The organism is Paenibacillus sp. J22P59 (assembly GCF_059383895.1).
In genome coordinates this window covers 86,459-110,262 of the sequence record NZ_JBXENX010000015.1, presented here as the reverse complement: position 1 = coordinate 110,262, position 23,804 = coordinate 86,459, and the positions used below count along the sequence as shown (strand labels likewise).

At 44.0% G+C, this 23,804-nt stretch carries 23 protein-coding genes; 19 read left to right on the top strand and 4 right to left on the bottom strand.

From position 1 onward, the window contains the following. Positions 1–82 precede the first annotated feature (82 nt). Genes AC50YO_RS22015 through AC50YO_RS22005 form a run of 3 tightly spaced genes read left to right on the top strand, consistent with a single transcriptional unit; the run spans position 83 to position 2,896 of the window. On the top strand, positions 83–886 hold the full coding sequence (locus AC50YO_RS22015) for an ABC transporter ATP-binding protein (RefSeq protein ID WP_494850359.1): 804 nt from the start codon (positions 83–85) through the stop codon (positions 884–886). Beyond that, on the top strand, positions 883–1,887 hold the full coding sequence (locus AC50YO_RS22010) for a FecCD family ABC transporter permease (RefSeq protein ID WP_494850358.1): 1,005 nt from the start codon (positions 883–885) through the stop codon (positions 1,885–1,887). The genes AC50YO_RS22015 and AC50YO_RS22010 overlap by 4 nt, the downstream gene beginning before the upstream one ends. Beyond that, complete coding sequence (locus AC50YO_RS22005) at positions 1,880–2,896, top strand: FecCD family ABC transporter permease (protein ID WP_494850357.1); 1,017 nt, start codon at positions 1,880–1,882, stop codon at positions 2,894–2,896. The genes AC50YO_RS22010 and AC50YO_RS22005 overlap by 8 nt, the downstream gene beginning before the upstream one ends. 441 nt (positions 2,897–3,337) lie before the next feature. Here the strand turns inward: AC50YO_RS22005 and AC50YO_RS22000 are convergent, their stop codons facing one another. Beyond that, the gene (locus AC50YO_RS22000) at positions 3,338–3,508 is read right to left on the bottom strand and encodes a hypothetical protein (protein ID WP_494850355.1); all 171 of its coding nucleotides are present in this window, start codon (positions 3,506–3,508) and stop codon (positions 3,338–3,340) included. A gap of 1,043 nt (positions 3,509–4,551) precedes the next feature. Between AC50YO_RS22000 and AC50YO_RS21995 the strand changes: the two genes are divergently transcribed. From AC50YO_RS21995 to AC50YO_RS21970, 6 genes are all read left to right on the top strand, one after another. Beyond that, positions 4,552–4,848: a LiaF transmembrane domain-containing protein gene (locus AC50YO_RS21995; protein WP_494850353.1), complete on the top strand. Its 297-nt coding sequence runs from the start codon at positions 4,552–4,554 to the stop codon at positions 4,846–4,848. 27 nt (positions 4,849–4,875) lie between these two features. Then, on the top strand, positions 4,876–5,556 hold the full coding sequence (locus tag AC50YO_RS21990) for a PspA/IM30 family protein (protein WP_494850351.1): 681 nt from the start codon (positions 4,876–4,878) through the stop codon (positions 5,554–5,556). Further along, positions 5,544–6,026 carry a PspC domain-containing protein gene (locus tag AC50YO_RS21985; RefSeq protein ID WP_494850349.1) on the top strand — a complete coding sequence of 161 codons (483 nt, stop codon included), beginning with the start codon at positions 5,544–5,546 and terminating at the stop codon, positions 6,024–6,026. The genes AC50YO_RS21990 and AC50YO_RS21985 overlap by 13 nt, the downstream gene beginning before the upstream one ends. Positions 6,027–6,028: 2 nt before the next feature. Then, positions 6,029–6,718 (top strand): PspA/IM30 family protein, encoded by a 690-nt coding sequence (locus AC50YO_RS21980; protein ID WP_494850347.1) that lies wholly within the window; start codon positions 6,029–6,031, stop codon positions 6,716–6,718. Between the two features lie 82 nt (positions 6,719–6,800). Continuing rightward, complete coding sequence (locus tag AC50YO_RS21975; protein WP_494850345.1) at positions 6,801–7,790, top strand: sensor histidine kinase; 990 nt, start codon at positions 6,801–6,803, stop codon at positions 7,788–7,790. Between the two features lie 2 nt (positions 7,791–7,792). Further along, positions 7,793–8,491: a response regulator gene (locus tag AC50YO_RS21970; RefSeq protein ID WP_494850376.1), complete on the top strand. Its 699-nt coding sequence runs from the start codon at positions 7,793–7,795 to the stop codon at positions 8,489–8,491. 63 nt (positions 8,492–8,554) lie between these two features. Here AC50YO_RS21970 and AC50YO_RS21965 read toward each other — a convergent pair whose 3' ends face one another. Then, positions 8,555–9,229 (bottom strand): hypothetical protein, encoded by a 675-nt coding sequence (locus tag AC50YO_RS21965; protein WP_494850342.1) that lies wholly within the window; start codon positions 9,227–9,229, stop codon positions 8,555–8,557. Positions 9,230–9,284: 55 nt separating this feature from the next. Then, positions 9,285–9,647 (bottom strand): hypothetical protein, encoded by a 363-nt coding sequence (locus tag AC50YO_RS21960; RefSeq protein WP_494850336.1) that lies wholly within the window; start codon positions 9,645–9,647, stop codon positions 9,285–9,287. A 138-nt stretch (positions 9,648–9,785) separates the two neighbouring features. On the opposite strand from AC50YO_RS21960, the gene AC50YO_RS21955 reads away from it, so the two are divergent. From AC50YO_RS21955 to AC50YO_RS21935, 5 genes are all read left to right on the top strand, one after another. Continuing rightward, positions 9,786–10,595, top strand: coding sequence for a YwmB family TATA-box binding protein (locus tag AC50YO_RS21955; protein ID WP_494850332.1), 810 nt, complete (start codon positions 9,786–9,788; stop codon positions 10,593–10,595). Between the two features lie 112 nt (positions 10,596–10,707). Beyond that, positions 10,708–12,264: a glucose-6-phosphate dehydrogenase gene (gene zwf / locus AC50YO_RS21950; protein ID WP_494850331.1), complete on the top strand. Its 1,557-nt coding sequence runs from the start codon at positions 10,708–10,710 to the stop codon at positions 12,262–12,264. Positions 12,265–12,317: 53 nt separating this feature from the next. Continuing rightward, a complete protein-coding gene (locus AC50YO_RS21945) occupies positions 12,318–13,904 on the top strand; it encodes a peptide chain release factor 3 (protein ID WP_494850330.1) in 1,587 nt (528 codons plus the stop codon). Positions 13,905–14,032: 128 nt separating this feature from the next. After that, entirely contained in the window at positions 14,033–14,359 is a 327-nt protein-coding gene (locus AC50YO_RS21940; protein WP_494850328.1) for a hypothetical protein, read from the top strand. 101 nt (positions 14,360–14,460) lie between these two features. Then, a complete protein-coding gene (locus AC50YO_RS21935) occupies positions 14,461–15,663 on the top strand; it encodes an alpha-D-ribose 1-methylphosphonate 5-triphosphate diphosphatase (protein ID WP_494850326.1) in 1,203 nt (400 codons plus the stop codon). Here the strand turns inward: AC50YO_RS21935 and sspI are convergent. Next, positions 15,657–15,884 (bottom strand): small acid-soluble spore protein SspI, encoded by a 228-nt coding sequence (sspI, locus tag AC50YO_RS21930; protein WP_494850324.1) that lies wholly within the window; start codon positions 15,882–15,884, stop codon positions 15,657–15,659. The genes AC50YO_RS21935 and sspI overlap by 7 nt on opposite strands. Before the next feature lie 155 nt (positions 15,885–16,039). Here sspI and AC50YO_RS21925 point away from each other — a divergent pair, with 155 nt between their 5' ends. The 5 genes from AC50YO_RS21925 to AC50YO_RS21905 all read left to right on the top strand — a co-directional run bounded on the left by AC50YO_RS21925 (position 16,040) and on the right by AC50YO_RS21905 (position 23,784). After that, positions 16,040–16,705: a potassium channel family protein gene (locus AC50YO_RS21925; RefSeq protein WP_494850322.1), complete on the top strand. Its 666-nt coding sequence runs from the start codon at positions 16,040–16,042 to the stop codon at positions 16,703–16,705. Positions 16,706–16,716: 11 nt separating this feature from the next. Further along, a complete protein-coding gene (locus tag AC50YO_RS21920; RefSeq protein WP_494850375.1) occupies positions 16,717–17,505 on the top strand; it encodes a TrmH family RNA methyltransferase in 789 nt (262 codons plus the stop codon). A gap of 206 nt (positions 17,506–17,711) precedes the next feature. Beyond that, positions 17,712–18,560: a DUF5071 domain-containing protein gene (locus tag AC50YO_RS21915; protein WP_494850320.1), complete on the top strand. Its 849-nt coding sequence runs from the start codon at positions 17,712–17,714 to the stop codon at positions 18,558–18,560. 50 nt (positions 18,561–18,610) lie between these two features. Further along, positions 18,611–20,881, top strand: a complete 2,271-nt coding sequence (locus AC50YO_RS21910; RefSeq protein WP_494850318.1) for a helix-turn-helix transcriptional regulator — start codon at positions 18,611–18,613, stop codon at positions 20,879–20,881. A 140-nt stretch (positions 20,882–21,021) separates the two neighbouring features. Further along, positions 21,022–23,784, top strand: a complete 2,763-nt coding sequence (locus AC50YO_RS21905; RefSeq protein WP_494850316.1) for a glycoside hydrolase family 3 N-terminal domain-containing protein — start codon at positions 21,022–21,024, stop codon at positions 23,782–23,784. Positions 23,785–23,804 lie beyond the last annotated feature (20 nt).

The following is a 23,804-nucleotide window of genomic DNA, read 5'->3' as shown; positions in this document are numbered from 1 at the left end:
AGAGCTAAAAACCTTTTCCTAGAGAATTCTTTGCGAAAAGGTTTTTATTTTATTTATACATTATTCAAAAGGAGGGAGTTCTATGGTTCGTCTTACAGGCCGAGGATTATGCATCGCATACGGTCATAAAAATATCATCGAGAATCTGGATATCGATATCCCGGATAAAAAAATCACCTCTATAATTGGTCCTAATGGTTGCGGGAAAACAACCTTACTGCAGGCATTATGCCGACTTCTTCCGGTTAAGAAAGGGAGAATCCTACTGGATGGAGTGGATATCTATTCAGTGGCATCAAAAGAAATAGCTAAAAAAATCGCTATCTTACCTCAAATGCCAAAGGTTGCAGATGGTTTAACCGTGTGTGAACTCGTATCTTACGGCAGATATCCTTATCAAAAAGGGTTTGGACAGTTAACGGAGGAAGATCTTGAAGTGATACATTGGGCTTTGCAAGTTACAGGGATATCGGAATTTAAATATCGAGTAATTAATGAATTAAGTGGGGGGCAGCGCCAAAGGGTGTGGATTGCTATGGCGCTTGCACAAAAAACAGATATTATTTTCTTAGATGAGCCAACGACATTTCTGGATATTGAACACCAATTAGAAATTTTGGAATTGATTACAGATCTTAATCGGAACCAAAATACGACCATTGTTATGGTGCTTCACGATATTAATCAAGCGATACGCTTTTCTGATTATCTGATCACAATGAAGGATGGCAAGGTTATTACACAAGGCTCTATTCATGATGTGCTATCTAGCCAATTATTGACTCAGGTTTTCAACATTGATGCGATATTGGAGATGGACAAAATAACTGGAAGACCCATGATCTCACATTATCAATTAGCGAAAAGGAAATATTCAAATCAATGAGGTTGAAAAAATTAGATACATCTCACACTGTTCTTAAATTTACCGTCACTGGTGTATTCATGATGGTCCTATTTTTATTGTCGGTCGTATTGGGTAGTGCCGAAATTAATATTCCAACGGTTTTTCAAGCTATTTTTGATTATGACCCTTTGAATACAAATCACAATATTATTGTAGATATTCGTATTCCTAGAAATATTGGCGCTTTACTCGTTGGTATTGCACTTGCTGTTTCAGGGGCGGGCATTCAGAGTGTGACGAGAAATAGTCTTGCCGATCCCAGTTTAATTGGCTTGAGTTCGGGAGCTGCACTTATGCTTTCATTGACCTACGCACTCTCGCCTTCAGTATCATTCTCCATTTTAATATTGACGAGTTTTATAGGAGCGATACTAGGAGGAACGATGGTGTTGATGATCGGGCGCTCAAGAGTCGATGGATTTAATCCAATCCGCCTGATTCTGGCAGGTGTTGCGGTCAGCGCATTGCTTAGTGCATTAAGTCAGGCGATTTCTCTTTACTTTAGACTTAATCAATCTTTAATATTTTGGAGTGCCGGAGGCGTCTCTGGCACATCGTGGGAACAGCTATACATCGGCATGCCCGTCGTCATTACGGCTGTCGTTATATTCCTAGTCATGAGCAGGCAATTAACAATTCTGAATTTAGGAGAAGCTGTGGCAAAAGGCTTGGGGCAAAATGTTAAATTCACTCGAGGAGTAACTATGATTTTGAGTATGCTACTCGCAGGAATTTCCGTAGCTATCGTAGGGCAAATTGCATTTGTAGGGTTAATGATTCCGCATATCGCAAGATTATTAGTAGGCACAGATTATAAAAGAGTCATCCCCTTATCAGCCATGTTAGGAGCAAGTCTCGTTGTTGGTGCAGATACCGTTGCCCGTTTAATGGGAGAAGCGCCTATCAGTGCAATCATTTCCTTTATAGGTGTTCCCTACTTTTTATACCTGATTAAAAAAGGGGGTAATCGAGATGATTGACCCTCGCTCAAAAAAATTACAGCTGATCCTATTTATCAGTTTTTTAATCCTACTCTTTCTGGCTATGACATGGAGTATCACTTCCGGCGAGTATAAAATGAATGTATATACGTATTTTAAAACGTTATTTGGGCAAGGCGAGTATATGGATCATTTAATTTTAATGAAATTTAGAATGCCTAGAATGATTATTGTTGTGCTGGCGGGTATGGCATTAAGTCTCAGCGGGGCAGTTATTCAAAGTATCACAAGAAACCCATTGGCTGAACCAGGAATTCTCGGTATAAATGCCGGTGGAGGGTTTGCTATTGCTGTACTCATTATCATCGGAAAAGTAAATCCAAATACGTTTATTTATGTATTACCGCTCATCAGTGCGGTTGGCGGCGTATTGACTGTAATGTTGATATTTCTATTGAGTTACAATAAAGGAAGAGGAATAAGTCCAGCGAGTATGGTTTTAATCGGAGTGGGCATATCTACTGCTCTATCTGGCGGCTCAATTGCGATCATTCGAAAATTCAATGAAAGTCAGACAGAATTTATCTCTGCCTGGATGGCGGGTAATATTTGGGGTGATGAATGGCCATTTGTCATCGCCTTTCTTCCTTGGGTACTCATCATTATCCCGTTTTTGTTTTTGAAATCCAATGTTTTGAATATTATCAATACGCATGATCAACTAGCAAGGGGTTTGGGGATAAACTTGAATCGAGAAAGAATGATCATGCTGATCTCCGCTGCCTTCTTGTCTTCAACCGCAGTTGCGGTTGTGGGTTCCATTGGGTTTGTCGGTTTAATGGGGCCGCACATAGCTAAGTCACTAGTTGGACCACGACATCAATTGTTCTTACCCATTGCCTTGTTGACAGGTGCTCTTTTGCTCGTGGTCGCGGATACGATTGGTCAAACGATTATGTCCACAACTACCATCCCTACTGGGATTGTTGTAGCCATTATCGGTGCGCCATATTTCCTATACCTGATGTATCGAACTAAATCTATGTAAAGCGCCACAACTATTAATAAAGATGACAACGGGATGAGAATCATCGTACCCAGAAGGTCTGCTCACTTGAAGAGACAGCTCACATAATGTAAATTTGGTGAGATTAAAGAGATGGCGATGCTAGGGAGGTTATCCCTGCACCGCCATCTCTGCTTTTTGGTCTATTGCTGTTTTCTTGCGCGAATTGTGGGCGAGCGAAAGCCACCCAACCTCAAGGCTCACTGTCGGCAGGTCTCGAAGCAGGAATCGTTGGAGTCCCCGGTTGTTCTTGATTTGTCCGAACACGCAGCCTGTTCAATCCTTCTTCAAACCGCTAGCATGTATCTTTTACTTCGAGAGTGTCGCTTCCTTACTTCATATCTGTTTTCTTTCGTTTCCTTGCTTTGCTAACAGAACCGCAGTTTTCTCCCAGCCGCGTGAGTCCATGTATCTTCGGCTTCACTATACTGCCAGTTGTCCAGCTTGAGTATATCTTACTGCCGCTTCTTCGGGGTTTTCCGTATGGTACGTGCTGTACTTCACCAAGGCTTCCAACTGTTGGCTTCCCAAATAAGCATAACCTTCTTCCCCGCCGCAGCCGATAATGAACAGATTCTCCGTTCCAATAGACACATTGTAGCTAGGCTAAAGCTGACCACTACACATGTGATCTTCTTTTATCCGCATGAAAGGCGGCGTCAGGTTCCTGTATCTGTTCCAATCGCCGCTCTGAAAAGAGCAAGGACTGGCCCAAAAGGCAGGCTCCCAAGCTAGAGAAGGAATGTCATGTACAATTGAATGAATACATTTGCTCTATCTCATTACTCAGACCGGTAAAAAGGAGCAACAGTGAAGCTATGTTCATTAGTGGGGAAGGTTGGTTTCCGACTACGGAATACAGCTGACGTTATCTCTGATATGCCCCAGATTGAGCCTGTTTTTTACGAAAACCGCTTCATAGAATAGGGTAAGTGCCTCATATCAGACTTAAGTTAACCGTTACGCATGTGACCTTCTTTCATTCGCTGAAAGGCGGCGTCAGATTCCTGTATCTGTTCCAATCGTCGCCCTGAAAAAAGCAAGGGCTAGCCCAAAAGGCAGGCTCCCAAGCTAGAGAAGGAATGTCATGTACAATTTTATGAATCCATTTGCTCTATCTCACTGCTCAGACCGGTAAAAAGGAGCAACAGTGAAGCTATGTTAATTAGTGGGGAAGGTCGGTTTCCGACTAATGAATACAGCTGACGTTATCTCTGATATGCCCCAGATTGAGCCTGTTTTACGAAAAACGCTTCATAAAATAGGGTAAGTGCCTCATATGCACTATCTATATATAGTTCCTAGAGCTTTAAGAGCTTTAAGAGCTTTAAGAGCTTTAAAAGCTTTAAGCCCTTTAAACCCTTCTGCATACCTATGAAGGAAAGCCCCTTTTAAATAACCAGCCTTATCAATTAAGCAGCTATATTGAAGTTAACCTTGGGGGTCTCATACAGGGTAATTCCTAGGAACGGGGCTGCTCCCCGACCTAGGTCTAGTTCAGAAACCGCCGTAGGTCCGTTTTAGAAAAAACGAAAACGATCTACAATAAGGACATAGGCAAGAGAGCAGCAAGAAAGAAACAAAGCAACACAGGAAATGAACTTCCTGATAAAAACGGAGAGGCGGTGGTAATAGAAATGGAAGGTAAAAAAGCATTAGGTGTTGTGCTCGCTATCGTAGGTGGTTTGGTAGCACTGAAATTAATCGGTGTGCATATAGGCGCTATAGTAGGCTTCTTGTTCCCTATCATTTTAATCGGTCTTGGTGTGGTGGGCTGGAAAAACAATAAAAAATGGTTAGGCGGCATTCTGGTTGTCATTGGCGGATTTATGCTGTTAGGCAAACTATCCGGTCTCATTATGCTGGCACTGGCAATTGGATTGATTCTAGTAGGCGTCTCGATATTCAAGAAAAATAATTATCGCGGATACTAATCAACAATATAATGGGGAGGACATCGAATGAGTATTTTACGGCGAGTGCGCGACATAACAGTCGCAACCTTGAATGAAAGATTAGAGAAAGCAGAAGATCCGGTCCGCTTGATCGATCAGTTCCTATGGTCGACACGAGAGGATATCATACAAGCAGAGAAGCTATATCAGCAGTATGCAGGACATAGCAATCACTTGAAAGCACAGTGGCTGCAAGCGGAGCAACAGAAAGAGAAGCGCGAGCAGCAGGCAATGACCGCACTGAAGGCTGGAGAAGAGCAATTGGCCAGAATTGCACTACTCGAGAAAGCAAGCAGTGAGGAGCGAGCGATTCAATATCGTGATTTATATGAGCAAAGCAGGCAAAATACTCTAGATCTAGAAGAGCAATTACGCCAAATGCGCAGCGAATATCAGTCAGTGTACGATAAGCGTGAGTATTATGCAGCACGAATGGAATCGCTGCGATTGCAGCAAAGAATGAATTCTCGTTATGCTTCCGACACAGGCTCACAGCAGCCTGGGACAATGTTCAGACGACTCGAAGAACGGATCAGCGATATGGAGCTGGAGGCTAAGAGCTTGCAGGATCTGCGCCGGATGGGAAAGGAGTTCGTCACGGAAACAGGGAACACGGTCCAGTCGGTAATCGAAAGAGAATTAGAGCAATTGAAAAGGAAGCTTGAGAAGGAAGGATGGTCGTCTTGAAAAAACTGTACCGTTCGACACGCGATAAAAAGCTGTTCGGCTTGTGCGGCGGGTTAGCGGAATATATGAATGTTGATGCAACGTTATTGCGTATCTTGCTTATCGTTGTAGCGATTTTCACAAGCGGTGTCGCTATCCCGGTCTATATTATAGCAGGCATGGTAGTACCTAAAGAGCCTAATATTCATGGCGGTTATGGCTATGGTCCAGGCCCTGGCTACGGTGGCGGCTACAATAATGGTGGCTATGACGCTGGACATGGCAGCAATCAAGGATTTGGCTCCCAATATGGCGGACCATACAAAAACCCACCACAAGGACCATGGGGAGGAAGTGCACAGACTGGTTCCAGTCAGCAAACATCTTCCCAGTTCGATAGCATGATGGATGATTTGGAGAAAAAAGCACTGCGTCGTGAAATTGCAGAATTACGTGCCAAATTGGCAAAATACGAAAAGGGGGACATTTAATTATGGGAATCTTTAAAAGAATGAAGGACATGACGAAAGCATCGATGAATGAGGTATTGGATAAAATTGAAGATCCGGTTGTTATGCTTAATCAATACTTGCGGGATATGGAGTCTGAGATTCATCAAGCAGAGGTAACCGTTGCGAAGCAAATGGCGAATGAACGCCGTATGAAGCAACGCTTGGAAGAGGCTGTTCGCAGCACTGGAGACCGTGAAGTGAAAGCTGAAGCTGCTCTACGCGCTGGTCAAGAAGAGCTTGCTCGCAAGCTGCTTGAAGAGAAATTATACTTTGATCAAAAAGTAGTAGAATATACAGAGCTTCATGCACAAGCTAGAATTCAGGCGGAAGAATTAATGCAGCAATTGCACACACTAAAGGACGAGTTCTATCAGCTTCGTAACAAGCGTAATGAGCTGGCTTCCCGTGCACAAGTGGCAAAAGCACAAAAGGAAATGGCACAATTGAGCTCGAATCATACAATTGACAGCGGCTCGGCTTCAAGAGGCTTCCACCGCATGGAAGAAAAAATTATGCAGCTTGAAGCAGAAGCAGATGTTCTTCGCACACCATACTCTTATAGTGGAGCAGGGGCTTCCACTCCATTCAATGCAGCAGATGCAGAGAAAAAGATGAAGGTTGATGAGCAGCTCGAGGCTCTTAGAAGCAAGCTGAATAAATCAGCAGAATAATTCATCAAGCAAGCAGAACTGAGCGGACCGGTATACTGGTCTGCTCTTCCCTGCGTAGAAGAGAAGGAGTTGACTAAGGCGGATGGCAGAAGGGAAGCCACCTCGGCAGGAACCTAATAAAGCAGCTCATCGCAAAAACATTACGGAGACGGTATTGTGGCTTCTGATTATCGTGAGTTTAGTTGTCATTGTATTGCAGGGGGTTGGATATGTCGAGTTATTAACCCTTCAAGGAAAATGGGCCGTAATTGGGCTTGCGATAATAGGCGCAGCGATGGCTGCCGCAGCCCTTATTGGTTATTTGCAAAACTCTAAGCTGAAAGAAGCCCTGCAGCGCTTAGGTGAACAGCAACGCAAACGCAATTATCGCGTTACATTTGATACTGCGGAGGATGTCTCGGATGCTTCCAGCACGGAACAACAAGAGAACGAAGCGATCTGGACCGAGAAAGTAAAGTTCTCAGCCGTTATCGAAGAACGGCAAAGGTTGGCACGTGAGCTGCATGATGCTGTAAGCCAACAATTGTTCGCTATATCCATGACCGCCACAGCCGTAAGCCGGACGATTGAGCGTGATTGGGAAAGAGCAAAGAGGCAAGTACAGCTTATTGAAGAGATGGCTGCTGTTGCCCAGTCCGAGATGAGAGCTCTATTGCTTCACTTGCGTCCGGTGCATCTGGATGGCAAAAATTTAGCGCTGGCTTTAATTGCATTAGTTGAAGAATTGAAACAGAAAGTACCAATGATGATAGAATTGAGTGTAGATGATACTATTGCTCTGCCATCTGAGACAGAAGACCATCTATTCCGGATTGCTCAAGAAGCCTTATCGAATACTTTGCGGCATTCTAAAGCAGAGAGCATGGAGATTAGATTACAACGTTACGGTAATGAAGCACGTATGGTCGTGAAAGACAGCGGAGTTGGCTTCGACCTAGAAGCTAAGAAGCAAACCTCCTACGGTCTTCTTACTATGGAGGAGCGAGTTAATGAACTTGGCGGTTCATTACATATGGTTTCTAAGCCGGGAGAAGGAACAACGATTGATATAAGAGTACCGATGGACAATTAATGATGGGTAAATTTTTGAAAGCGGTGAATAAGGTGGAGCCGATAGAACAATTGAATCAACGGATTAAAGTACTGCTGGTGGATGATCATGAAATGGTACGAATCGGATTGGCTGCTGTGCTGGACACGGAGGAAGGAATTGAGGTCGTCGGCGAAGCGAGCAATGGATATGATGGTATTCGACTGGCACAAGCCTATAAGCCTGACGTTGTCTTGATGGATTTGGTCATGGATGGCATGGACGGTGTAGAGACGACAGCGAAGCTGCTTGAGCTCTACCCTGAGTGCAAGGTAATCGTGCTTACAAGCTATCTGGATGATAGTAAGCTCTATCCTGTTATTGAAGCGGGGGCTTTCAGCTATTTGTTGAAAACCTCTCGTGCAACGGAGATTGCCGAAGCGATACGAGCGGCAGCTCGTGGGCAATCTGTATTGGAGTCACAGGTGGCGGCCAAGATGATGAACAGGCTTCGTCAGCCTAAGCAGCCATCCCAAGCAGCGCTTCATGATGATCTTACAGAGCGTGAGATGGATGTCCTCAAGCGCGTGGCTCAGGGCCTGTCTAATCAGGAGATTGCGGATCAGTTGTATATCGGTATTAAAACAGTGAAGTTTCATATTACGAATATTTTTAATAAGCTGGGCGTGGATGATCGTACACAGGCAGCTATTTACGCTCATAAGCAGGGAATTGCAGAATGAGAGCGAAAGAATAACGCAAGAAAACCATTTAGTGGTTTTCTTGCGTTTTTTTGATAAGTTGCATTAAAGGGATCTATTGAGAAGAAAACCGCCTGATGGGAAAGGCCAGTAGGTCTGGGCAGATTGGTAATAGGTCATATAGGGCTGCATTAGTGGAAGATCTTGACGCAGGACGTCAATCGCCTTGGTGTCTTGTGGTTCTTGAAGAGCTTGTTGCACGTTCGTTAGAAGTCCGGTGGAGCCAATCAGGCAGCTGGACAAGAATGAAGTGGAATGCTGATGGTTTTGGAAGAAGCCTGACGCTGTTGCTCTATCCAGATACCATCCTGTCTCGATGCGATTCAGACCAAATAATCTTGCAGCAGGATGGTTCAGCGCTGTCTCTATGCTTGTCCATTGAATGCTGTCTATAACATCAGAGAGCTTGTAGAATCGGTCTTCCAGGTCTTGAATAACGGAGGCGAATTTCTCTAATTGATGAATCACGTTGCTCTGACTGAAATCATGACGAAGCCGATCAGCTATTTCTCTGACTGAGGAATGGGTGCTTCTGGTCTCCTCCAGCCATTCTGCGGCACTCTGGGCAGCTTGATGGTAAGGGGTATTCCAATTGGTATAAGGTTCTGGAGGCAGCTGGAATTCCCCTTCTCGATATGGATAGGATGCATAGGGTGTAACGGATTGGACAGGTGTAATTCGGACAGGGCGTGACTTGTGACTGATCGGAGAAATGAACATGGCAACTGCCTCCTTCTTCTTCTTACTATTTATAGTTTAGCGATCGACTGGGAATCTAGAACAACAAGAACAGGAACGCGATGAGTGATAAGTCAAGGGCTAGTGCTCCTCCAAAAGGGGAGAAGGGCTCCGGTCTGTAATAGTATGGATCGTATGGATAGGCTTGTGTTTGGACGGGAGGCTGTACAGCTGCCTTTTTATTTTTTGAGGACTCTTTTTTGTTTGCTTCAGTCTTGGTCTTCACCTTTGATACCTCAGCGCTAGAATGGCGGTCTGATTCCTCATTAAGGACTACTCTACCGTTGCGGCAGCTGCTCAGAATACCGATATGTCTGGTGCCGTCTTTCATAATGACATAGACGGGCATTCCGCATAATGGCTGTAATATGTCTTCCTGTAAAGGATAGAGCTGTTCCATGTCAGGATGCCTCCTTTGTTGTTGTGAAGCTATGGAACAGTCTATTCACCTACAGGCTAATGTGTATGGATATATACCCATATTACTGGACCAATGAAACGATTCGTCTTATCTTGGAAAAAAGGAGTGTACCCAAGGATGCCGACTATACATTCTTACCGCAAGGCACGGAACCGCAAAAAAACAAGCCTGGGGATTATTTTGGCGATAGTGGTTATTCTCGTAACGGGAACCTGGACCATTGTAAGCAGGGAAGAGCTATTAAAGCATTCGCGGACAGACAAGGCATCCTTAGGTGCTCTTCAACATAATTTGGACAAGCTATGGCAATGGAATGATGAATTGTATACTGATGGCTCTGCACAAGCAGAATGGTCTTTACGCTGGGATGTGGAGGGCGGAGAGGATACACTTGGTGCATTAGTTAATAATCTTCTCTCCGGTGAAAATGAACAGAATAAGGACGAGATAAAAATAAGTGAGGCTCAGGTCTTTACGAAAGAATTCCCTGCGTATGGAGGAGCTATGACGATACATATCTTTCCGACGGCTGAGGGAGGCCAAGCAGAAGCAATGTTATTGTTCGTAACACAGGGCCAAGCGGACAAAGCTGGGATAATTGCATTCTTGCAGAAAGTAGAAGCTAGCTTGAAAAAGGCCAAGTGGAGCTATTCGGGAGGAATAACCGTTCGTGGTGCTGTGGAATATGATGATTCAGCGAATAGGCTAGCTTTACAGGCGGGCGCGAAGCTTGTGGATCGTTATGATGACAACGCAACGAGAAGCGAAAGTTATTATACAGAGAGGCTCTATGAGAGCATTCACACGGGGGATGGCAAGCGGGTTAACCTGCAAATTGCCACGCATCGCGACAGCGAGAGCAAGGACTTGTCTCTAATCGTGGGCTTCCCTGTTATAACGGGAGATTACACCACTTCTAAGCAATAACTGATCGTTAGAAATATAAGTTTTTTTTATGGTTGATTAATAGCGGTTTGAGGATTAATATGCTAAACTACATAACATGTAAAACTATAAATTATAGGAAAGAATGAGGAATATGGAGCAGAATACGAACCTTGATCTTACATCTACACAGGGCGCTGTTTATTACTTGTTTGGTGCAACAGGCGACTTAGCAAAACGCAAATTGTTCCCGGCCCTGTTCAGCTTATATAAAGAAGGGAAGCTTTCTGAAAACTTTGCTGTAGTTGGTCTTGCTCGCAGAGCTCGTACCAATGAGCAGTTCCGTTCCGATGTATATGAATCGATCGTAGAATTCTGCCGCTATAAAGCAGATGATGCAGCGCTATGGAAGCGATTCGCTGAACATTTCGAATATATGCCGCTCGATATTAATAATGTGGATGGCTTCCGTGAGCTTGCGAAGCTATCTGAGCAATTGGATGTTAAATTCAATATCCCGGGCAATCGTTTATTTTATTTGGCGCTAGCACCGGAGCTGTTCGGTCCTGTATCCTTCAATCTGCGTGATGGCGGATTGCTGGAATCTTCAGGATGGCATCGTGTAGTTATTGAGAAGCCCTTTGGCTATGATCTTGAGTCAGCCGGCAAGCTGAATGCTCAGATTAGTCAAGTGTTCAAGGAAGAAGAAATTTATCGGATTGACCACTACCTTGGCAAAGAAATGGTACAAAACATTCAGGTCATTCGTTTTGCGAATGCATTTTTTGAACCATTGTGGAATAATAACCACATTGCCAACGTGCAAATCACGCTATCGGAGACGGTAGGCGTTGAAGAGCGCGGCGGTTATTATGATAAGTCCGGCGCATTGCGAGATATGGGGCAGAACCATATGCTGCAAATGCTCACAATGATCGCTATGGAGCCTCCTAGCCGTCTGCACGGCGAAGATATTCGCGATGAGAAGGTTAAGGTATTGCGTTCTCTGCGGAGCTATAAGAATAGTGATGAAGTTCGTGACAATGTAGTTCGCGCGCAATATACAGAAGGTGCAGCTCGAGGAGCAGAGCTTCCAGGCTATCGCCAAGAGGATTCGGTTGCGGAGGAGTCCAAGACGGAGACTTATTTTGCAGCTAAAATTTCCGTAGATAATTTCCGTTGGGCGGGTGTGCCATTCTATATTCGTACAGGGAAGCGTCTTCCGGTAAAGACCACTGAGGTCGTTATTGAATTTAAGTCGATGCCACAGAATGTGCTGTTCGCGCAGCGCCATGATTTGGCACCGAATCTGCTCGTTATCCGCGTTAATCCAAATGAAGGTATCTATATTAAAGTAAATGCGAAAACCCCTGGAGCAGACAACTCTGTTCAGCCGGTGGCAATGGAGTTCTGCCAAAGCTGCCAGATCGGATTGAACACGCCTGAAGCGTATGAACGTCTGATTCACGACGCTGTACGTGGCGATTCTTCTTATTTCACTCGTTGGGATGAAGTTGCACAGGCATGGGAATTTGTAGATCGTATTGCTGATGCATGGAGAGAAGAAGAGACGGAGCTTGAGCATTATGCTGCCGGATCATGGGGACCAAAAGGTGCAGATCAGCTGTTGGCTAAAGAAGGCTTCCACTGGTGGCCAGTGAATGGTCAAGAGGAAGACAATGTAGTCTGGATATCTAATAGCAGCAAATAAGTAAGTAGCGTTATAGATATTCGTATGTGTGACGCAATGAAGGGAAGGCAAGTATGAGCCAAACGATAAAAAAGGAATTACAAGCGGAAGTAGATAAGCGCCGTACCTTTGCTATCATATCCCACCCTGACGCCGGTAAAACGACGTTGACTGAGAAGCTCCTCCTATTCGGAGGAGCCATTCGTCTTGCAGGGTCGGTAAAAGCAAGGAAGGCAAGCCGCCATGCCACATCTGACTGGATGGAAATTGAAAAGCAGCGTGGTATCTCGGTAACGTCCAGTGTCATGCAATTCGATTACCTTAACCATCGGGTTAATATTCTCGATACTCCTGGTCACCAAGATTTCAGTGAGGATACGTACCGTACGCTGACTGCTGCCGATAGTGCCGTCATGTTGATTGACGTAGCAAAAGGCGTAGAAGCACAGACTATTAAGCTGTTCCAGGTATGTCGCAAGCGCGGTATTCCTATTTTCACATTCATTAATAAACTCGACCGTGAAGGTCAAAGCCCATTCGAGTTGATGGAAGAGCTGGAGCGGGTGCTCGGCATTCGATCCGTACCGATGAACTGGCCAATTGGAATGGGGCGCGAGCTTTGCGGCGTCTATGATCGTATGAAGAACCAAGTGGAATTGTTCAAGGGCAATGACCACAATACGATTGAGGTTACGAAAGTCGACGACTATAATGATCCGATCATTCGTGAGATGGCAGGAGACTATTTGCATGACCAGTTGGTTCAGGATTTAGAGCTGCTGGATGTTGCAGGTGATCCCTTCGATCTTGAGAAGGTGCAAGCAGGAGAACTGACACCTGTATTTTTCGGAAGTGCGGTTAATAACTTCGGTGTTCAGACCTTCTTAGAAAACTTCTTGCAGCTTGCGCCTAAGCCTACAGAACGGATGAGCTCGGCAGGCCCGATTGATCCTACGAATGAGAAATTCTCTGGCTACGTGTTCAAGATTCAAGCGAATATGAACCCTGCGCATCGTGACCGTATCGCTTTTCTACGAATCTGCTCGGGACGTTTCGAGAGAGGCATGAGCGTGCGTCATATACGTGCAGGCAAGGATATTAAGCTGTCCCAGCCGCAGCAATTTCTAGCTCAGGACCGTGATATTGTAGAGACAGCCTATCCAGGCGATATTATCGGCCTATTTGATCCAGGTATATTCCGTATCGGGGATTCCTTAGCACAAGGCGGGGAAGTTATCTTCGATGAAATGCCGACCTTCTCACCTGAGATATTCGCAAAGGTTACTGTGAAAAATGCACTCAAGCATAAGCAGTATCAGAAGGGCATCGACCAGTTGACGGAGGAAGGAACGATTCAGGTCTTCCATTCCGCAAGCGGTTTTGAAGAAACGATTCTAGGCGTAGTTGGTAACCTGCAGTTCGAAGTATTCGATCACCGTATGCGTGGCGAGTATGGCGTGGAAATTCAATTGCACCGGATGCCGTTCCAATTCGCTCGATGGATCGTTGGCGATAAGATTGATCCCGCTAAATTCCGCATTAATACTACCCTCGTGAAAGATAAAAAGGGCAACTATGTCGTTTTATTCGAGAATGAATATGCGATGCGGACAGCGATGGACAAAAACCCAACGCTGCAGTTTTTAGAGACAGCTCCATAAGAAGGAAGGATAAAAGATCCAGGTATGCTTTATGATACCGGGATCTTTTATTGTAATTAATTACCATTATTAGGTTGTAAGTAAGAAGTTGGGCAGTTTATAATAGGAGAGTGGAGGTGAGGGAAGCTTTGAAAACATCACGAACTTTGAAATGGGTGACAGGATCGTTAGAGATCTTTCTTGGTATTCCGATCTTGGGAGCTATCGTTATTGTAGGCTTAGGCTATGTGCCCTTATTTATTATGCTAATTCTTCATATTCTGACGTTAGTATTTAGCGCGCAAGAGAATACAGATAAACATGGCAGCATCCTTGGTATCGTAACTTCTATGATTGCATGGATTCCTTTCGTTGGCATGATCATGCATATCATTACCGGAATTATTCTTATGGTAAATGCAGCAAAAAATGATGAGAATAGAGAATTGATGCCGCCACCGCCGAATAGTTTTTAACTTCTTCTCCTTATTCAAAGTCAGACTTCCTCTAAAGGATGCGGGCTTTGAATTTTCTTTTATAGAAGAATAATGCTCAATTAGAAGGAGTGCGATTACGGATGAACCAGCATGCAACTCCATCTCAGAATAAGCTTATTATTAATGGAATGATTATTTTGCCCGATAAGGCTGTTCAAGGGGCTATTGCCATAAGAGACAGTATTATTGATCAAATAATGACCGAGCAGATCAGTGTTGAGCAATGGCTTCAGGATTATCCTGAGAGCGAGGTCATTGATGCAAGGGGACAATATGTGCTGCCAGGACTAATTGACATACATAATGATGCTATTGAGAAGGAAGTTCAACCGCGTCCGAACACATTGTTTCCTCTGGATATGTCGTTATTGGAATTCGAAAGAAGGCTGCCGCTGCATGGCATAACGACGATGTATCATTCTTTATCACTGGGCATTGGTCTCAGCCTTCGAGGTGACCATTTACTAACGGATTTGGTGGAGCTAATTAATGAGTATCGTGAGAAGCGTTCGGTCATCCGTAATCGTATTCACTTGCGATATGAGGTCTCTTATTTACCGGGACTCGAGCTTGTACATAAGTACTTGAATGAACATACCATTGATTATTTATCCTTTATGGATCATTCTCCGGGGCAAGGTCAATACAAGAGCGAAGGCTCATTCGAAAGATATGTTATGAAGAATCAAGGTATAGGACCGGATGAGGTTCGCATTCTCGTAAATGAACTTACGGATCGAAGAGCACAGATAGACTGGGAAAAGCTCAATGAGCTCGGAAGGCTGGCAGCTGATCGTGGAATTGCAATCGCCTCTCATGACGATGATTCCATCGCCAAAATAGAGGAGTCTATAGGCTATGGCAGTACTGTATCTGAATTTCCTATTAATCTCGAAACAGCGAAATATGCTACAGCTCGAGGGCTGTCAGTATGCGTAGGAGCTCCTAATATTGTTCGCGGCGGCTCGCATGATGGAAACCTTCACGCCTCTGAGGTGATTGCAGAAGGAGCGGCTACTATTATCTGTTCGGATTATCATCCTTCTTCCTTGCTTAGAGCCATATTCAAGCTGGCAGATGAAGGAACAGCCGCCTTGCCGGCGGCTGTTCGAATGGCTTCTCTTCATCCTGCTGAGGCATTAGGCCATGCCAATGAATTTGGATCAATAGAGCCTGGTAAAGCGGCTGATCTGATTATTGTAGATCGTTATCATCTACATCCATGGGTGACACACACGTTAGTAGCAGGCAAAACTGTATACACTGCAAATATTTGCTATTGAGCAGTTGCACCAGATTGGTGGAGATGATTGTGGAGCGTATCAATTAGACGGGATTGCTCCTGCGGATTGATGTGCTGCCATATGATCTCGAACAATACACCGAGCCCGGGCAGGGTGCGCTCATCATGTCCTACAGAGCCTTCTACAACTTCTAATAGCTCTTCTTTGGAATTACTTTGTACCCTTGTAATAATCGCCTGACGCAAGTCAAATTCGTTCAACGAAGATCTCCTCCAAATCGCCTTATAATAGTGCTTCCTATGTGGATGCAAAGAACCTAAGGTTACTATATCCGAAGCGGTTCTTTTTCATCCTCGGGAGAGGTTATGCTATAATATACATCGATCAAGCAATGCCCGAAGGGGGAACAAAGCTGATGGCTAAGAAGCAATATGCAGTTATAGGAATGGGAAGGTTTGGTTCAAGCGTTGCATCTGCATTGACTCAAATGGGCTTTGAAGTGCTTGTTATAGACTCAAGCGAGCAGCGTATTCAAGAAATTTCTAATCGGGTAACGCATGCAGTATCGGCAGATTCTACAGACGAGGAAGCAATGCGTTCCCTAGGGATACGCAACTTTGATGTTGTCGTAGTAGCAATCGGACAGGATATTCAGTCCAGTATTCTGACGACGCTGATCTTGAAGGATCTTGGCGTAGGCACTATCATTGTAAAAGCGCAAAATGAGCTTCATGGCAAAGTATTAACCAAGATTGGCGCGGATAAAGTAGTATTCCCGGAAAGGGATATGGGACTTCGAGTCGCGCATCATTTGATGTCACCGAATATTCTTGATTATGTGGAAATATCGGATGATTATAGTATTATTGAAATCAAGGCATCCCATGCTATGATCGGCAAAAGCTTGAAGCAGCTCGATATCCGGGCAAGATTCAAATGCAACGTAATGGGAATAAAAACAGGCACGAATATGAACATTGCACCATATGCCGATGATTTGATCAAGGATGGCGATGTTCTTGCGATCGTAGGCAAGAATGCAGATCTGACTAATTTGGAAATAGCTTATTCGGAAGGCTGATTGTGAAACGAATGAACCCTGATATTATAACGTCTATACAAAATGATCGAGTGAAGCAGTGGGCTTCGCTGCTGGATAAAAAAAACCGTGATCGCACAGGTCTCTTCCTTATTGAAGGGGTGCATCTCGTACAGGAGGCATTCCGTGCCTCCGCCGCTGTTCAAGCAGTTGTCTATAATGGCGACCGCGGTATACCGCATGAGCTTGAGCCCTTTACTGACAAGGCAGATTGGATTCAGGCATCGCCGCAGGTCATGGCAAAATGCTCGGACACCGATACAGCTCCGCCTGTATTTGCCGTTGTATCCAAGTTCAAAGCAGAGACTGTGGCTCTATTCGGAGATCATAGCCTTGTTGTTGTACTGGATGGCGTTCGTGATCCTGGCAATGTCGGGACGATTATCCGGAGTGCGGATGCGGTGAAAGCCGATGCGGTTGTACTCGGTAAGGGCTGTGTGGATCTATACAATCCGAAGACGGTTCGTTCAACGATGGGCTCCTTATTTCATGTGCCGATTGTTGAGGCGGACTTGTCTGAGCTATTGCTTGCAGCGCAGAGTAAGGGGATTAAACTCATAGGGACGAGCCTTCAAGCTTCCCATACCTGCTATTCCTATGATTGGACACAGCGCTCATGGCTCTTGTTCGGCAATGAATCGGAGGGGCTCTCGCATGCGGTCCGCGAAGCTGTCGATGAATCTGTCATTATTCCGATGGAAGGCGAAGCAGAATCGCTTAATGTGGCGATGGCGGCTACTGTGCTGCTGTATGAGGCGCTGCGGCAGCGGAGATTTAATTAAATATTATATCTCTATTCTTAATAAGTGGATATAGTCTATTATATTGAATTGAAACGCCATTTTGTCAGAACCCATAAAATCCCGATAAGTCAATAAAATTTGATTTATCGGGATTTTATGTAGTTTAAGAGACCTATTCTTATACCATTTGATAGAATAATTAATAACGCAATATTTGCTGGGAGACTACCAATCAGGAGGAACATATGATTATTGGAAGATGGTCTACAAGAGCACTGGGGGAGCATCGGCCTTATGATGTTGATGTGATCGTTTTTTTACCAGACAGTACCGGTTGGATATATTCATTGAATAGAAGAACCAGTTATACAGACACATTTAATTGGAGATATAATGCCAATGGAAGCTTAAATATCGAAGGGAAAATCCATGAGTACAAGGATGAGGAGGCCAAAGCATCCAATATTGATATTAAGGAGGTTTTCTATAAGATTGATGATGGAGTATCTGGTAGAACAATCACTTTCACCTCTCCTATTAGCAATGGACATTTCGTATTCGGTCTAGTTGATGAGGATGTTCCAGATTTAGTTAAGAAACTAGATGAGGAACAGCGGATTGAAGAGTACATAAAATTTTTACATTGGCATACTCCGAAATCTGTAATCGAATTTGCCAGCAATGAGCTAATAAAAATGGATGATCAGTACTTGCCTTTCCTACTACAGCCATGGGAAATAGCATATTGGGACGCTGCTGCGTTAACTTTATCAAAAGTGGAATATTCGAGGCTAGAACCTGTAATCCCTAGTTTAATTGAATGGTTGTATGATCTCAATTGGCCAGGTGCGATGCGTATTGCTGAGCTATTAGTTAAAATAGGGCTCCCTGTAATTCCGCACCTTAAGTATTATTTAACGGGTAATGATGAACAAATAATTTCATGGATCTTATCCGAAATTATTGAGAACTGGCCCAAGGAATACGTCATCCATTTGAAAAACGAATTACTGCAATTAACTGTAGGAGATAAGTCACGAGAGCACATAAGCCTTACAGCAAAAAGTATCCTCGAAGAACATAAGCTGATATAGTGCAGCTATAGCAACATCGTTATTCACATCGGAAGAGGAGATCGTTGATTGTGAACAAGAAGAATAATGGATCTGAAAATAATGTATTGGCCGCAATCGAGACGATTGAGGAAGTGGATTTTCTGCTTATGACTGAGCTGACGGTATGGTTTGTTCTTTCTGGGTATTTGGAAATTATGCGGAACGGCTCGGATATACTGATTCGGACAGGCGATATTTTCGTTCTGAATAAAGGGGATATTGTTCGTGTCATTGGCAGTGAGGACAATGCGACGCTTACGGTGAAGTTTCTAACCAATGAGTATCAAGAGGAGTTTCCGCTATTCAAGCTTAATATTCCACTGTCGATGGTCTACAAAAAAGAGGGCTATGAGCTTGTCAAAAATAGTATGGCGTATTTGTATGTGGAAATGCATTATCCGGGGGTCGGTTCTGACTATATGATCGAAGGGTATGTGAAGCGTTTGATCGGACTGCTGCATCGATATCTTGGGTCGGCGGACGAAAAAGAGCAAGCGCATGCCGCTTCCGATAAGACGAAAGAAATTGTATCGTATATCAATGTTAATTATGCCGAGAAGCTCAGCTTGGATGAAATCGCTGAAAAGTTTTATAGCAGCAAATATTACTTGGCGCATTCCTTCAAAAAACAGTTGGGGATTACCATCGGAAATTACATCAAAGAAGTGCGACTATTTCATAGCTTGCGAATGCTGGAAAGCACGAATGACAAAATTGTTACGATTGCTTTAGCTAACGGGTTCCCTAATGTACGCTCCTTTAATGAGGCATTTAAAATAAGGTATAAGCTCACGCCTGCTGAATTCCGTGAAGAGCGCCTAATAAAAGCGGTGCAGAACCATGCTGAAGGGGGGCTGTCCCAAGATGTATTGGAATTGCTATCCCCTTATGTGCCTTTAGGTGAATTATCGACTGTTGCACCTATTGTCCCCGATCGTATCGAGGTTCAATTAGATCTGAATAAAACGATCAGCCGATATGCAAAGGTCAATCATGTATTGAAAATAAAGGGCGAGCTTGTGGATAGCCGATTGCTTGAAGTGCAACAACGTCTTGGCGTGAAGTGGGTTGCGGTTACCCGTATTATTAAAAAAGTAGACATCCAATGGAACGAAGGCCAATTGGATTGTTCATTTAGAGAGCTGGATCGAATGCTGCAGCAAATTGTAGCTGTCGGCATGTATCCGTACCTTCAATTTCAATCAATAGATTTCGATGATTGGGAGGAGCGGGGCTTTTCAAATAAGGGCGGGTTCCAAACGGTCATTACAGAATTGAATCTTCATCTGCAACAAAATTATAGGACCAACCAAGATTGGATATATGAATTCCGTTGTTTCTATGAATTGCAAAATAGCGGGGAGCTATGTTTGCCACTAGTGAATGCTATTTCAACCTTTAGTGGATATAAGAACGTTGTCATTCATTTTCCTATGCCGCCCGAGGATGCGGTTCCGCTCGATATGGACTGCCATAATGCTATCTATTGCATCGATGACTGGACACGTATGCGCAAGATTCCACTCGAAGCTGCGCTTAATCATCTATTCGATGAAGCTTATATTCGAGTTATTGGCGAAAATAAGAACATGAAGGATCAAAACCGTATTTTGGATCGAATGCTGGTATATGAACATGATGAGTATTTGCATGCCTATTCGGATCTTGCGCAAGCCAATGCGAATATTTGGCAATACATAAGCCTAATGAATCAAAACAAAAATGCAGGCGATTATTTTCCGCCGTTATCACTAGATTCGGCAAGACTGTTCGAGTATTTTCCAGATGAGCTGGCTAGTAAGCTGTCATTATGTACACTGGATGGTCGTTACAAGGACAATTGGTATGCAACAGAGTTTGTGAGCCGCCTATTTGATGAGCTTGTGTTCCAGAACGATTCCTGTATCGTGACCAAGCAGCAATTTAATTATCGCATTTTGACCGTATATCCAGAAGAAGAGGTACACCTGATTATTAATCAGCATAATGAACAATTCAAATCGACCAGGCGTAAGGCGAAAAGTCCGTACATATATGTAAAGCTGGATTTAGAAAACCTGGAAGGAACGTACCGATTGATCAAGCAACGATTAACGCCTGAGCAGATAGATCAGCGATTGGACCTTGCTGAATTAAGGAAATGTAAAAAGTTGTCCTTCGAGGACATAGCCTATTGGAATGCAGTCAATCGCCCTTCAAGAAGCGTTGAACTCCTGAGAATAAAGGGGGATTATACGCTTGAATTCGAGGTTCCACTCTTCGGAATCGTGATGATTGATTTAGAAAAGACCAACGAATAATGCTAAATATTGCTCATCCGTTTCTGCAGCAAATCGGATGAACGCAATATTTAGCTTTTTTTTCGGCAACTTCCTCATAGTTAAAATGTAAGCGCTATATTAAACTTGAAAAAATGAAAGATGAAGACGGAGGGGTCGCCGTGTTGGAGTATTTCAAAGCCAAACAAGCAAAGAAAAAGGAAATTGTGCAAAAAGTGAAGGAAGATAAAGCCAAGCTGCGGGAGCGCAAACAAGAAATTAGCGCTCTGCCGGAAACGGAACGCAAAGCGGCAATAGAACAGGACAAGCAATTACGCAAAGAGCAGCAACAACTAAGAAAGACTGAGCTGAAAGCTCTAAGCCGCAAAGATCGCAAGGCGATGAAAAAAGAAGTGAAGCGATACAACAAAATTAAGAATAGGCCAAGACGTTTTGCAGGTTGGTCAATAGTAGCGGTAATTGCGATATTATTGATCGTACAATTCGGTCCACTCGCTTTCAGTATTCTCGAAGCTATGTCAGGAAAGCATATTACCGCCGTAACCGACACGCCTGAGGCGCTTGCAGCACGTGAGCACGGTGGGAAAATAGCGGAAGACATCGCGAATGAAGGCATTGTCCTATTGAAGAATGAAGACAAGCAACTGCCATTGCAGGATAAAAAGGTTAACGTCTTCGGAGTAGCGGCATTAGAATTGCGTTATGGCGGCGGAGGCTCGGGTGCTGGAGATACTTCCCGTGCAGTTAATTTGTTCGAAGGCTTGGAGAATGCCGGCATTTCGTATAATAGAGAGCTTTATAGCCTGTATCAAAAAGTCGGTGAAGAAGCGGGAGTGGGCACCAAAGGAAGCACTGGAATTACTCAAGTAGTAAAAGGCATGATCGGCTTAAACTCCAGTGATGAGCCGATCATTGATTATTTGTCAGATGAAGCAATAAGCCAAGCGAAGGCTTATTCAGAAAATGCCTTAATTGTCATTGCCAGTGAGAGTACAGAAGCTAGCGATGCGACTGCTGAGCAGTTGAAAATGACAGAGAATAAGCGTGCCTTGATCGAAAAAGTGTCTAAAAGCTTTGACAATGTGACGATAGTGGTTAATGCGGGGAATGCGCTGGAGCTTGGTTTCGTCGAGGAATATGAATCCATTAAGTCTGTATTGTGGATTGGAACGCCTGGTCCTTATGGAGCAAATGCTCTAGGCAATATTTTAGCAGGAAATATTAACCCATCGGGCCGTATTACCGATACGTATGTCTATGATAATTCATCGGCTCCGGCAAGCGAGAATTTCGGAGACTACAAATATGATAATCTGAAATATTCATTCCTTAACTATCAAGAAGGCATCTTTGTTGGTTACCGTTTCTATGAAACCTTCTATTTAAATGACGAAGAAGGCTATCGAAATACGGTGTTATATCCTTATGGACATGGATTAAGCTATACCGATTTCGAATGGAAGGTACTGAATCAGAGCTTGTCTGAAGAGAAGATTGAACTGCAAGTCGAAGTGAAGAATGTGGGAGACAGAGCTGGGAAAGATGTCGTTCAAGTGTATTATTCTGCTCCATATATCGCGGGCGGCATAGAAAAATCGGCAATTGAATTGGGAGCCTATTCTAAGACATCCCTGCTGGAAGCTGGTCAATCTGAAGTGCTTACCCTTTCGTTTTCTACCGAAGAGATGGCTTCTTATGATATGAATGTAGAAGAAGCGTATGTATTAGATCCGGGCACTTATTCGATTAAAGTAGCTCGCAACGTTCATGATATTGTAGCAAGCTATGATCTTGAGCTGGCAGAGAAAAGAATTTATAAAGAAGATAAGAATACTGGAACGGAATACGAGAATCGCTTTGAGCTGGCAAAAGGCGAACTAACATATCTATCACGTAATGATTGGAAGAATACGTATCCTTCTGATGATAATATCAGCCATAAAGCGCCTCAATATGTGCTCGATGCATTCTCCAAAGAGAAGGAAGCTTCGAAGCTGGCAATGCCAACCATTGGCGCGGATAACGGCTTGGAATTGAAGGATTTGAAGGGCTTAGCCTTTAATGATCCGAAATGGACAGCCTTCATGGACCAGTTTACTTTAAACGAAATGATCGACTATGTATCAAACGGAGCATATCGAACGATGGCAATAGAGCGGTTAGGCGTTCCGAAGACGCTGTTGATGGACGGACCGGCTGGATTTAGTTATTTCTTTAAGCCAATCGAGGCAGCATCTTATCCATCAGAAATCGTTATTGCAGCAACCTGGAATAACGAGCTGGCTTATCAAATGGGAGAAGCAGTCGGCAAAGAAGCTCGTGCCTATGGCATTCAAGGCTGGTATTCACCGGGCATGAATATTCACCGTACGGCGCAAGGCGGCCGTAACTTCGAATACTTCTCTGAAGATCCATTGCTTTCAGGAAAAATGGCAGCCGCTATGATAAACGGTGCGCAGGATCAAGGTATTATTGCCTTCATGAAGCACTTTGCGCTAAATGATCAAGAAACAAATGCTCGTTCAGGAAATCTGATATGGGCCAATGAGCAAGCGATTCGTGAAATTTACTTGAAGCCTTTTGAGATTACGGTCAAAGAGAGCCGCCCTCTAGGCGCGATGTCCAGTTTCTCGATTATCGGGACAAAGTGGGCAGGAGCAAATTCCATCTTGCTAAATGATGTTCTGCGTAAAGAATGGGGCTTTGATGGTTTTGTGTCCAGCGATGCAGTCTTTGGTTTCATGAAAGCGCCGGATGCGGTTGTAGCAGGCAATGACATCATGCTCGATATTATGACGCCAAGCAAGAATGAAAAACTGTTAAAACAAGCGTACGAGAAGGATCCTGCAGCCATTGCGAACGGAGTTCGTACAAGTGTTCAGCATGTGTTGTACACGATTTTGCAAACTTATTTATTCGAATAATAGGCGGTTGAATGTGGGGT

Bases quoted from the DNA above. Each gene is read 5' to 3' on its own strand.
- AC50YO_RS22015 (WP_494850359.1), top strand. From the start codon at position 83: ATGGTTCGTCTTACAGGCCGAGGATTATGCATCGCATACGGTCATAAA.
- AC50YO_RS22010 (WP_494850358.1), top strand. From the start codon at position 883: ATGAGGTTGAAAAAATTAGATACATCTCACACTGTTCTTAAATTTACC.
- AC50YO_RS22005 (WP_494850357.1), top strand. From the start codon at position 1,880: ATGATTGACCCTCGCTCAAAAAAATTACAGCTGATCCTATTTATCAGT.
- AC50YO_RS21995 (WP_494850353.1), top strand. From the start codon at position 4,552: ATGGAAGGTAAAAAAGCATTAGGTGTTGTGCTCGCTATCGTAGGTGGT.
- AC50YO_RS21990 (WP_494850351.1), top strand. From the start codon at position 4,876: ATGAGTATTTTACGGCGAGTGCGCGACATAACAGTCGCAACCTTGAAT.
- AC50YO_RS21985 (WP_494850349.1), top strand. From the start codon at position 5,544: ATGGTCGTCTTGAAAAAACTGTACCGTTCGACACGCGATAAAAAGCTG.
- AC50YO_RS21980 (WP_494850347.1), top strand. From the start codon at position 6,029: ATGGGAATCTTTAAAAGAATGAAGGACATGACGAAAGCATCGATGAAT.
- AC50YO_RS21975 (WP_494850345.1), top strand. From the start codon at position 6,801: ATGGCAGAAGGGAAGCCACCTCGGCAGGAACCTAATAAAGCAGCTCAT.
- AC50YO_RS21970 (WP_494850376.1), top strand. From the start codon at position 7,793: ATGGGTAAATTTTTGAAAGCGGTGAATAAGGTGGAGCCGATAGAACAA.
- AC50YO_RS21965 (WP_494850342.1), bottom strand. From the start codon at position 9,229: ATGTTCATTTCTCCGATCAGTCACAAGTCACGCCCTGTCCGAATTACA.
- AC50YO_RS21960 (WP_494850336.1), bottom strand. From the start codon at position 9,647: ATGGAACAGCTCTATCCTTTACAGGAAGACATATTACAGCCATTATGC.
- AC50YO_RS21955 (WP_494850332.1), top strand. From the start codon at position 9,786: ATGCCGACTATACATTCTTACCGCAAGGCACGGAACCGCAAAAAAACA.
- zwf (WP_494850331.1), top strand. From the start codon at position 10,708: ATGGAGCAGAATACGAACCTTGATCTTACATCTACACAGGGCGCTGTT.
- AC50YO_RS21945 (WP_494850330.1), top strand. From the start codon at position 12,318: ATGAGCCAAACGATAAAAAAGGAATTACAAGCGGAAGTAGATAAGCGC.
- AC50YO_RS21935 (WP_494850326.1), top strand. From the start codon at position 14,461: ATGAACCAGCATGCAACTCCATCTCAGAATAAGCTTATTATTAATGGA.
- AC50YO_RS21925 (WP_494850322.1), top strand. From the start codon at position 16,040: ATGGCTAAGAAGCAATATGCAGTTATAGGAATGGGAAGGTTTGGTTCA.
- AC50YO_RS21920 (WP_494850375.1), top strand. From the start codon at position 16,717: ATGAACCCTGATATTATAACGTCTATACAAAATGATCGAGTGAAGCAG.
- AC50YO_RS21915 (WP_494850320.1), top strand. From the start codon at position 17,712: ATGATTATTGGAAGATGGTCTACAAGAGCACTGGGGGAGCATCGGCCT.